This window comes from Bacteroides sp. UBA939 (assembly GCF_002293435.1).
Lineage (GTDB): Bacteria > Bacteroidota > Bacteroidia > Bacteroidales > Bacteroidaceae > Bacteroides.
This window is the reverse complement of record NZ_DBDF01000017.1, coordinates 25,548-35,899: the sequence shown is the minus strand read 5'-3', so window position 1 is coordinate 35,899 and position 10,352 is coordinate 25,548. Positions and strand designations below refer to the sequence as shown.

The 10,352-nt window shown below is 47.6% G+C and carries 7 protein-coding genes; 1 reads left to right on the top strand and 6 read right to left on the bottom strand.

The genetic code is table 11. From position 1 onward, the window contains the following. Positions 1–58 precede the first annotated feature (58 nt). The 4 genes from xyl3A to B2Z67_RS01255 form a co-directional block, all read right to left on the bottom strand. Entirely contained in the window at positions 59–2,653 is a 2,595-nt protein-coding gene (xyl3A, locus tag B2Z67_RS01270; RefSeq protein ID WP_291528003.1) for a xylan 1,4-beta-xylosidase, read from the bottom strand. 122 nt (positions 2,654–2,775) lie between these two features. After that, positions 2,776–4,128, bottom strand: a complete 1,353-nt coding sequence (locus B2Z67_RS01265; RefSeq protein ID WP_291528002.1) for a THUMP-like domain-containing protein — start codon at positions 4,126–4,128, stop codon at positions 2,776–2,778. A 132-nt stretch (positions 4,129–4,260) separates the two neighbouring features. Continuing rightward, positions 4,261–5,334, bottom strand: coding sequence for a TIGR04133 family radical SAM/SPASM protein (locus B2Z67_RS01260; protein WP_291528001.1), 1,074 nt, complete (start codon positions 5,332–5,334; stop codon positions 4,261–4,263). Next, positions 5,327–5,782, bottom strand: a complete 456-nt coding sequence (locus tag B2Z67_RS01255) for a radical SAM-associated putative lipoprotein (RefSeq protein WP_291528000.1) — start codon at positions 5,780–5,782, stop codon at positions 5,327–5,329. Before B2Z67_RS01255 ends, B2Z67_RS01260 begins: the two co-directional genes overlap by 8 nt. A gap of 320 nt (positions 5,783–6,102) precedes the next feature. Here B2Z67_RS01255 and B2Z67_RS01250 point away from each other — a divergent pair, with 320 nt between their 5' ends. Further along, complete coding sequence (locus B2Z67_RS01250; RefSeq protein WP_291527999.1) at positions 6,103–7,299, top strand: immunity 26/phosphotriesterase HocA family protein; 1,197 nt, start codon at positions 6,103–6,105, stop codon at positions 7,297–7,299. On the opposite strand, the gene B2Z67_RS01245 is transcribed toward B2Z67_RS01250, so the two are convergent. Both B2Z67_RS01245 and B2Z67_RS01240 read right to left on the bottom strand, forming a co-directional pair. After that, positions 7,292–7,792: a GNAT family N-acetyltransferase gene (locus B2Z67_RS01245; protein WP_291527998.1), complete on the bottom strand. Its 501-nt coding sequence runs from the start codon at positions 7,790–7,792 to the stop codon at positions 7,292–7,294. The genes B2Z67_RS01250 and B2Z67_RS01245 overlap by 8 nt on opposite strands. A 628-nt stretch (positions 7,793–8,420) precedes the next feature. After that, positions 8,421–10,313, bottom strand: a complete 1,893-nt coding sequence (locus tag B2Z67_RS01240) for a YfbK domain-containing protein (RefSeq protein ID WP_291527997.1) — start codon at positions 10,311–10,313, stop codon at positions 8,421–8,423. Between the last annotated feature and the right edge of the window lie 39 nt (positions 10,314–10,352).

Here is a 10,352-nt window from a genome sequence, read left to right as displayed (position 1 = left end):
CCCAGGAGGAGGAGAATAGAGATACTACTATTAATCATTTACACCGCTAAATTCTCATTTATCTGATACTAACAGGTATCGCCTTCAACTGTTTCACGTCCGAAGTGCCGCCATAAAGAATCTCATAACTGCCTTCTATCGGGCGCATCGTGTTGGTTTCCGTATCAAACCATTCGAAGCTTTCTTTATTCAACGACAGAGTAACGATATTCGTACTTCCCTTGGCAATAGCTACTCGCTTAAAGGCGCGCAGAGTATGTGAAGGTCCTTCCTTGTCTCCCAAACGGCGCACATATACTTGCACTACTTCTTCACCATTACGTTCACCTGTGTTGCTGACAGGAATAGCTAACGTTACGAGTTCGTCTCCTTTGATTTCCGATGCGCTCAATGAAGCGTCTTTGTACTCAAAAGTAGTATAACTCAAGCCGTGTCCAAAGGGGAAAAGCGGTGTTTCCGTCATATACCGGTACGTGCGTCCCTTCATGGAATAATCTTCGAAGCCGGGTAGTTGGTCGGTACTTTTGTAGAAAGTAACAGGAAGACGTCCCGCCGGATTATAATCTCCGAAAAGAACATTAGCAATTGCCGTTCCTCCTTCCTGTCCCGGATACCATGCCTGCAAAATAACGTCACAGTTCTTCGTCTCAGGAGTGAGGGCGATAGCTGAACCGGAGAAATTGACAAATACAATCTTCTTGCCGGCCTTCTTCAATTCTGCGAGCAAACGGCTTTGGATAGACGGCAATTCGATAATGTCGCGGTCGCCACCTCTGAAGCCCGGAATCTGGACAGGCATCTCTTCCCCTTCAATCGCAGGAGATATACCTCCGGCAAATACTACGACATCTGCGTCTTTTACCTTGTTTACAACCTGCGTTAAATCAACAGGTACTTCCCGTCCCATGTCGAAGTTGAGGGAAGCGTCGCTATTGCGGAACGTGAAGTCGATTCTTATACGGTATTCTTTCCCGGTTTTTGTCGAAAGAGTATAGACCTTATTCTTGAAATTCCTGCCGGAAGCAACTTCTTCTCCGTCAATGGAAAGCTTGTTTATTCCATGCGTTTGGAAATGGAAAGCAATGTCTTCATCCTTTTCGGGACGGAATACGGTTTCGTAACTTGCGGAGAAATCAACCAGGTTGACGCCGGCTGCGAAAGCCGTAGCGCCGGTAGTGGAGAAATGGAACGGTGTGGTAATTTGAGTTGTAACGTCCGGATTGCCTTCCTGCTTTGTATTGTTCCAGTACTTGGCGCTGAAACCCTGCTTGCCGTCAATGCTACATTGCGGGAATACACTTTGCAGAGTGACGTCGGAAGTCAGGTCGCAGCCCGGTTCGTAGATGATTTGTGCGTCGGGCAAGTATCCGCGAATACCCTCCAGTAGGGTAGCCGTATGTCCCGGGAAACCGTTGTAGTTACCCCATTGCATTACAGAGTCATTGGCGTTAGGACCTACGAGGGCTACTTTCAGGTTCTTGTTCAGCGGCAATATATTCTGTTTGTTTTGTAACAGAACAAGGCTTTCCTGGGTCATGCGTAATGCCAGTTCGCGGTGTTCTTTGCTGTTTACTACACTGTAAGGTATCTTTGTCCAGGATACTTGTTCCGGACTATCCATTTCGCCCAATTCAAAGCGCGCTTTCATCAGACGTATCAGAGAGATGTCGATTTGCTTCTCGTCAATCAGCCCTTGCTTTACGGCTTCGGGCAGTGAGGTGTAATTCCCTCCACATTCTACATCTGTTCCCATCAGTACGGCTTTTGCGGAAGCATGTTCCTTGTCCGGGTCTGTTTCGTGGGCGCCTTTGTTGAAGAAGTCGTTGATTGCACCGCAATCGGATACGATGATGCCGTCATAATTCCATTCATCACGGAGTATCTGTACCAGCAGACGATTGCTTCCACAGCAAGGTTCGCCTTCAAAACGGTTGTAGGCGCACATTACTTCTTTCACGCCGGCTTTTTGAACCAAATCTTTGAAAGCAGGCAGGTAAGTTTCCCATAAATCGCGCGGGTCAACGTTCTCTGCGTCGAAGCTGTGACGGTTCCATTCCGGACCTGAGTGTACGGCAAAGTGTTTGGCACAAGCATGCATCTTATCGTATTTCTCATCTCCGGTGCCTTGCAGGCCGTTTACGACTGCTATTCCCATTTGTCCGGTCAAGTAAGGGTCTTCACCGTAAGTTTCCTGTCCCCGGCCCCAGCGCGGATCGCGGAAGATGTTGATATTGGGAGTCCACATAGTAAGCCCCTGGTAGCGTTTCAGGCCGCCCGCCTTACTGAACTCTGTGGTTTTGGCGCGCGCTTCATCGGATACGGCCGTGAATACGTCAAGGAGCAATTTGTTGTCGAAGGAAGCTCCCATACCGATAGCTTGCGGAAATACAGTGGCGAGTCCTGCCCGTCCTACTCCGTGCAGCGCTTCGTTCCACCAGTCGTACTCCTTAATGCCCAATCGGGGGATGGCCGGGGAAGTGTTTTGCATCAATGCCGCCTTTTCTTCCAGAGTGAGGCGGCTTACAAGATCAATGGCGCGTACTTCCGGGCTTAGCTCCGGATTCTTGTAGGGAGGTTGTGAACACGAGAAAAATGAGAACAGGAACAGATAAAGACATCCGGTTCCGACAAACAATTGAAGTTTCTTTTTCATGATATGAGTGTTTTTGATAATTATTAATGGAGTCTGACCTTACTAAGGCAGATAACATTTACAAATGTAGGCAGAAATGGAGATTAACAAGAAGAAAGCTATTTCAGATATTTGAACCAGTGTTACAGATTTGCTTCAAATGTTACATTTTGTTTCACTGTTGTTACATCGCCCCGAAAAGAAGCCGTTTGCCGGCATTTCTCGCAACGGATCAGGACTTTCTGCTCATTATTCAAAGTTGTGGCAAACACATATACTTCTCCGCCCTCGGACAACTTGATACGCTTGCGAAGTTCCGCCACTGATAAGGGAAAGTTCCGGACTGTAATGTTGGCTTTTCTGGTATCTCCTAATACTGCTTTTATATCTTTTTTATTCAGTGTGCACAATCCCGTAATCCGGAAACTCCTGCCGGGGAAGTTTGCTGTCAGTTCGCCGGAGGTATAAAGATGACTGTTGGGATGTAGCTTTTTCACCCCATATATGGTGGATAGATTGCGGAAAGCGCCGGCTTTGAGAATGGAACTGTTGGGTTCGTACAGGTACTTGTCGAGTGTATCGGTATATTTTCCCGGACTGGATGATTCCTGCCTGCGGGTAAAGGTGAAGGATTGTTCCGTTTCACGAGGATATTTATCTTCCGAGGATTGCGCTGTTTCCTGCGAACTCTTTTCCCCTTTGGTTTGCAGGTTAACACAGTGTATGGGAATGTTTTCCGGATTGACCGCGCCGTGTCCCAATATCAGCAGCAATTCCTTGCATTCATTATTTACGGATACGATGTGTGCTTCCTGTACTTGTTTCAAGTCTTGTATCGACAGTGACAGGTCAAGCATCGGCGATAGTTTCACCATAACGTATTGTGCCTTTGCAAGTAGCATCGGTTCCAGTTCCGCTACGTTCGGTTCACAATCGGCGATAGCGACTGTTTTGCCGCCGTGTCCATCGCGACGGGCGGGATCAATGAATATCCAGTCTACACGAGGCATTCCTTGCAGGTGCCGGATACTGTCTTCGTGACAAACGGTGATATGTTTCAATCCCAGTAACGAGAAGTTGTGGGCGGCTATTTCGCAGAGCGGTTCCTGACGTTCTACGTAGGTTGCCTGCCGGAAGCAAGCGGACAGGAAAGCACAGTCGATGCCGAAGCCTCCGGTCAGGTCGGTAAAAGCGCCGCGTGCGGTTGTGCTCGTAAGCGGTTCGGTATGGTTTATTGTCTTGGTAACCAATTCCACTTTGTATTTTGCCGTTTTCTCTGAAGAGCATTGTTCCAAAGAGAGATGCTGCGGATACAGGATTCCTTCCGTATTTGCCCAAGCCGGTATTTTTTTATCGGCAAGCTGTCGTCCTGCTATCTGCGTAACAGCGGCATGCATATCTATATCCGGATATTTACCTGCTTGCAACGCAAGACTGCGGACATCGTCATAACGATGTTCGCGAATGAAGCGGAGCGTTTCTTCTGTTAGAATCATTTGTCTATTCACTTATTTCATTCCTTGTCCGGGCAAAATCAAAACAGTTTCCTTTTGCAAAGAAAGATATAAAATGAAACAGATACAAGCATGTGTGTCTATAATTTATTTCTTATGTGGTTCAAATGTATATTACTGAACCCCCAACCTCTTTGAATGGCAAAACAGCAAATCACCATTCCCGTCACGCAGGTGCATTCCGTTTCCTTCGCAATAGCGGAAGAAAGAGCAGTCTCCGCAAGCGCCCTTCTTCATCCAGTCGCGATTGCGGAAAGGCTGGAAGCGTTCTTCCCAAACCTGCATGAAGTCGTCCCGGTAGATGTTGCCCTGATGGAAATCGCTGCGGATACTGGCACAGGCGGATATGGAGCCGTCTATCAGGATAGAACCGACAGTGACACCGGCGTTGCAGGCAAAGAAAGTGTCGCGCACTTCCCCTTCGTAATTACCGAGAAAGCCCTCGCAGCCGTAACTCGCATGTATCTTCCCCTCTTTACGGGTGTTCTTAATGAATTCCATAACTCCGGCGAACTCCTCATCCGTCAACCGGAATTCGGGATGCAAGGCGGCACGCCCCACAGGGAAAATGGTAAATAGCCGCCAATGGCGGACACCAATTTTATATAATGAGTCTTTTAGCTCTTCCAGCTGAGGATAGTTGCGACGGTTGACGCAAGTCACTATATCCCACGTCAGTTCGGGTTCGTACACCAGCATCTTTATGGCTTCCAGGGCGCGGGCATGGCTTTCGGGATGTCCGCGCAGCCAATTGTGGTCTTCGGCAAAACCGTCCAGGCTGATGGTGATGGAATGCAACCCGGCTGCCATGAGGCGTTGCAGGCGTTCTGTCGTCAGGTGAAGTCCATTGGAAACCATACCCCAGGGATAACCGCGACGGTACAGCGCAAGGCCTACCTCTTCCAGGTCTTCCCGCATCAACGGTTCGCCGCCGGTAATGATGATGCTTACTTCATTGGGATTTACATGAGGGGTGATAGAGTCGATGGTGCGCAGGAAGTCTTCGGCAGGCATGTCTTTTACTTCTGCCATCTGTTTGCAGTCGCTTCCACAGTGTTTGCAGTAGAGGTTGCAGCGCAGGGTACATTCCCAAAAGAGTTGTGTCAGGGGATGCAGTTGTTTCAGGTTGTTCCATATCTTCCGGTTAATCTCCAATGCAAGCCGCCTGCGTATCGAGAGGCTACTCATCCTTTTTCTTCAGATTGAAATTCACTTCTTTGCTGTCTTCACCTTCGAACCAACCATCATGAGGGCCTGTGGGCTCCATCTGTATTTCTGTGGAGTCGGACTTATGTTCACCCGTAACGTCTTCGCACACTATACGATACTTGCGCCTGTCCGGCACTGCGTATTTATCCAGAAATTGATAATCTCCATTCCTCTCAGTGTACACCGTGTCGGAATGGTAGAGGTTAAGCTGTTCACCATTATCCAACAGTTCCTTCACCAGAATCCTTGCACCACTGACGGGCTGTTGCAATTCATTCTGCACTTTACCTTTTATTTCAAAATGGCAATAGGGCATTCCGTATTCAACGGCAGCAAAGCGGTCACACGCACTAAAACCAAGTAAGGCTAACCCGCCGGACAGTATCCGGTTGCAGAAGCGTAACCGGTGTTTCTTTTCTTTCTTCATAGCATCTATCTGTGTATGTTATAAGTGTACCATATACTTAATGAAATGCTACTTCCTGTGAAATACTGCATCAAAGGCATTCCATTTTAATGCTTCCCATACTACAAAGACACAACGCCCTCGATACTAAACTTGCTTCAGGCTGGTTGCAAACTTTCATCCGAACCTTAACTATTTTCATCATTGGGGAGAGACTTTGTAATACACACTGATAATCAAAACACAACATAATCGCCGTTTCAGAAACATTTATTATCTTTGTCGACTAACATGAATCAAAACAAGAATATTAACTACCTGAAAGGGAAGAAAAGTGTAATATGAACGGATTACAATTTGAACTGACTAACGAACGGCGACGGTATCTGGGGCTTGTCCCGGTCGAGGCACATTGGGAACTTATACAGTTGGGCGAGAAGTGGCTGTACTTCGATGGCGAAATCATTCGCAAGGAGATAATGGCCTCGGGCAATAGCTACTACGAGTGCGAACTTAATGAAAAGACAGCAGAGAATCGCACCATGCTTCTGCCGAAAACCGCAAAGGGAAAACCCAAAAAGCTGAACTTCACAGGGACGCAATCGTTCAGTCCTTTCGGTGTATATTTCAGGTTCGACTCTAATGGCTACCTCCGTATCGCAAACTATACAACGCAGACTACCTTTTACAGCGAAGAGCTTGGCAACGGAAAAACCACAGAGGATCTGCGCACATGGCTCGACGGATGGATTGCCGACAGCACAGATGAAGACCTGCGCAAGATAGAAGCTTTTCGAGTATCCAAGCGGCAGCACTGCAAATTCTGCGAGGGCGACTTCTTCGCTTTCCGCATCGGCAGACGGCAGTGGGGCTTTGGACGGATTCTAATCGACGTGGCACGGTTGAGAAAGAACGAGGAGTTCAAGCGGGAGAAGAATTACGGTTTGACCAACCTCATGACCAGACCGTTGATAATTAAGGTATATCATAAAATCGCCGGTACAACGGAGATTGACCTCAACGAGTTGGCAAAGTGCCCCGCCCTGCCCGCACAAGCCATTATGGACAATCATTTTTATTATGGTGAAAACCGTATAATCGGTTATCAAGACCTTACGATTGACGATATGGGCGACGATTTACTGATTTCGTACAGCCGTAGTATCAATTCCGGCGATAAGAACGCAGCTTACCTGCAATACGGGCTGATTTACAGGGAGATGACTGTTGAGCAACTCGGCAGCAAATGCCAGAAATGGGAGCAAACGAGCACAACAACAAAGTACGTTCCTAATCCATACCGCAACGAGGGTATAGGCTTCGGACTGGATACTGACGAATTGGAACAGTGCATCGCAGCCGGGTCGAATGCCCCGTTTTGGGAGAGAAAGAATCACTTCATGCGCAAATGGGATCTGCGCAATCCCAAGAATGCAGCAATCAAGCGAGAGATTTTCAGCGCATTCGGTCTTGATGCCGGCAGAAGCTATGCGGAAAACTTGAGTCTGGCGGCAGGGAAGCACGGAGCATCTATATAGAATATGCTGAAAAGGATGAAGTAACGTACTTCTCCATTTCAACCATAAGGAACCCTCCTTGTGTCTCATCCTCATATTCCCGGCACACCCGGTAACCAACCGATTCATACAACCGTATATTATGAAGACTTGATGCAGCGGTGAAGAGCTGGAACTTCTTTGCTCCGGGATTATTTCTTTCTACCTCCGCAAGCAGCCTTTTTCCCAGTCCCCGTCCGCGGTGACTGGTATTTACGATAAGTTTTCCAAGCCACACCCGGTCGTCCAATGCTTTGTACTTCACAGAGCCGATTATTTCTCCTTTATACACCGCTTTCAGAAACACACAGGTGTCAAAGTCAGAAAGGATTGACTCGTAGGTTTGCTTTAGCGGTTCTATGTCGTAATTCCCATGCGCCTCTGCCTCTGTGCGGAATGCATGCTTCTGGAGCCGGAGTATTTCTTCCAAATCCTCCAGGCGGGCGATGCTTATATTAATCTCTTCCATATTCATATTGCTGCTCTTTTAGCCTGTATTATTCATGCTTCAGGAGTTAAAGGGGTTATCGCTTTGCTCAGGAGTTAGAGGAGTTAAAGCCGATACTCTTGCTTATCTCTTACGGAGTATTGGCCTTAACTCCTAAGTCAACTTGTAGGCTGATAGCTCCTTTAACTCCTCTAACTCCTGCATGTATGAATAATGCAGGTTCGTGAATTAACCTATCTGCGGCAAAAGTAGCAATATATTCTTTGAACTTAAGCAAAGCGGAGACTTTAAATTTAAACAGGCTCTTAGCAAAGCGAAGTTTAACAATTCCGCAATACAGCAAAACGGCAACAAGCTGTTGATGGGCAGAAAAGAATACAAATACAGACCTGAATTACCCTTCATAAATCAGCCCGCATATTGAGCCTGATTCACTATACGACTGAATGGCATTCACTATACGACTGAACCCTATTCAGTCGTATAGTGATTATACCCCCTTTCAGAATGCCTTCCGGACGGGTTTTTGAGCAACTATAGTGCTCAACAAACTATCTTAGCCATATCAACCCGGGAGATTGTCATTCAGTAAATATTATTGTCGACAAGCCATCACGAAGCACTCCTCATCTTCCGCGAGTGCACTCCGCCTCTACTAACGAGCCAGCCCCTTCGCCGCCTCAACCAAGCGGATAAATTCCCTCCTGTATCCTTTATCATCATTACTCAGCCCTTGCCCGGCGAGACTTATCACTTTCTCATAGCTTGCATCTCCCTTATAATCAGACCCCCGAAGCAACTGTCCAAACATAGCCACAGCAGCAGCAAAACGGAAATCGGAAGAAACCTGATTGCCCCGGTTGTCCACGAAAGGAAGCTCCATCTTTTTGCTCACATCCTTATCCGGCTCCTTGTAGCGCAGTTTTACGGTTAGCAATTCATTGGAACCGGTAGGTTTCACCGCTTCTTTTCGTTTTGCCTGATACTTCAAGTCGTCCACCTTTCCTATATAGTTATTCTCTGCACCTACGGGAATCACTTCATAGAATGCCGTCACCGTATGCCCCGCTCCCAGTTCTCCGGCATCCTTTGCATCATTATTGAAGTCTTCGTCCTTCAGCAAACGGCTCTCGTAACCAATCAAGCGATATGCCTGTACCCGGGCGGGATTGAACTCCACCTGCAACTTCACATCCTTCGCCACCGTATAGAGCGATGCGCCGAACTCACCCACCAGAAAGCGGTTCGCCTCCTGAATATTATCAATATAGGCATGATTCCCATTCCCTTTTTCGGCCAGCGTCTGGACTTTGTTATCCTTGTAATTTCCCATTCCATAACCCAACACCGTGAGGAATACACCGCTCTTCCGTTCTTTCTCAATCAGTTGCTCCAGACCTCCGACAGATGAAACGCCCACATTAAAATCCCCGTCCGTACAAAGGATGACACGATTGTTTCCTCCGGTAACGAAGTTCTCTTTAGCCACCTTGTAAGCAAGCTGGATACCGGCGCCCCCTGCCGTAGAGCCACCCGATGTAAGTCCGTCTATCGCTTCGCGTATCTTCTGCTTGTCGCTGCCGGAAGTAGAACCCAGCACCAGACCTGCACTGCCTGCATACGCCACGATGGCTACTTTATCCTTGTCGCGCAGGTTATTAACCAGCAGCTTCAGCGATGATTTCACCAAGTCCAAACGGGTAGCTCCCCACATGGAACCGGAAACATCAATCAGGAACACCAGGTTGGCTTTGGGAAGATTGTCGGTAGGTATCTCCTTCGCTTTCAGTCCGATGCGGACAAGGCGGCGGGTTGCATCCCAGGGACAGGCGCCTGCTTCCATGGTTATCTTCACCGGGTCACTTCCGGTAGGTTTGGCATAATTGTACGAGAAGTAGTTCACCAGTTCCTCCGTCCGTATGGCATCCGGCGCAGGCAACGTGCCACTATTTAAAAGACGGCGCATGTTGCTGTAAGACGCCGCATCCACATCAATAGAAAAGGTAGAAAGCGGAGCCTCGTCAACTTGCTTGAAGCCATTTTCGCTGATAGCCGTATATTCTTCCGCCTCCATTGAATCGTATACACTATGGATTGGCATACTTTTAGCGACCGCATTTCTTGATAATGCCCTTTTCTGTTGATATGCAGTCGCAACAACTTCCTGTTCATACAGAACTTCCATTTGATCTTCCATTACAATCACTGACTCAGGAAGTACAGCCGGTGGTTCGGCAACTACAATAGCCACCTTAAGAGCCACATCCATCTTTTCCGAACGTATTGTTCTTTCCGCCTTTTTAAACCCTGTATGGACGAAAACAAGAACTTCACCCTTCTTCGCACCAATACTGTACTGCCCTGTGCTGTTCGTAACAGTCTTGCGTTCCGTACCTTTTATACTTACCGAACATCCTGCGAGGGGAGAACCGTTGGAACTATCCGTAACCGTTCCCTTCACCGTCAACGTCTGCGAGCATGCACTGCCCAACGTAATAATCACTAACATAACTGCGAGCATCATCGCTCTGAACTGATTTGTCTTCATAACTTTATCATTTTAAATATTACAATTAATCGCTTTTAC

Excerpts from the sequence above, each read along its gene's own strand:
- xyl3A (WP_291528003.1), bottom strand. The coding sequence starts at position 2,653 with ATGAAAAAGAAACTTCAATTGTTTGTCGGAACCGGATGTCTTTATCTG.
- B2Z67_RS01265 (WP_291528002.1), bottom strand. The coding sequence starts at position 4,128 with ATGATTCTAACAGAAGAAACGCTCCGCTTCATTCGCGAACATCGTTAT.
- B2Z67_RS01260 (WP_291528001.1), bottom strand. The coding sequence starts at position 5,334 with ATGAGTAGCCTCTCGATACGCAGGCGGCTTGCATTGGAGATTAACCGG.
- B2Z67_RS01255 (WP_291528000.1), bottom strand. The coding sequence starts at position 5,782 with ATGAAGAAAGAAAAGAAACACCGGTTACGCTTCTGCAACCGGATACTG.
- B2Z67_RS01250 (WP_291527999.1), top strand. The coding sequence starts at position 6,103 with ATGAACGGATTACAATTTGAACTGACTAACGAACGGCGACGGTATCTG.
- B2Z67_RS01245 (WP_291527998.1), bottom strand. The coding sequence starts at position 7,792 with ATGAATATGGAAGAGATTAATATAAGCATCGCCCGCCTGGAGGATTTG.
- B2Z67_RS01240 (WP_291527997.1), bottom strand. The coding sequence starts at position 10,313 with ATGAAGACAAATCAGTTCAGAGCGATGATGCTCGCAGTTATGTTAGTG.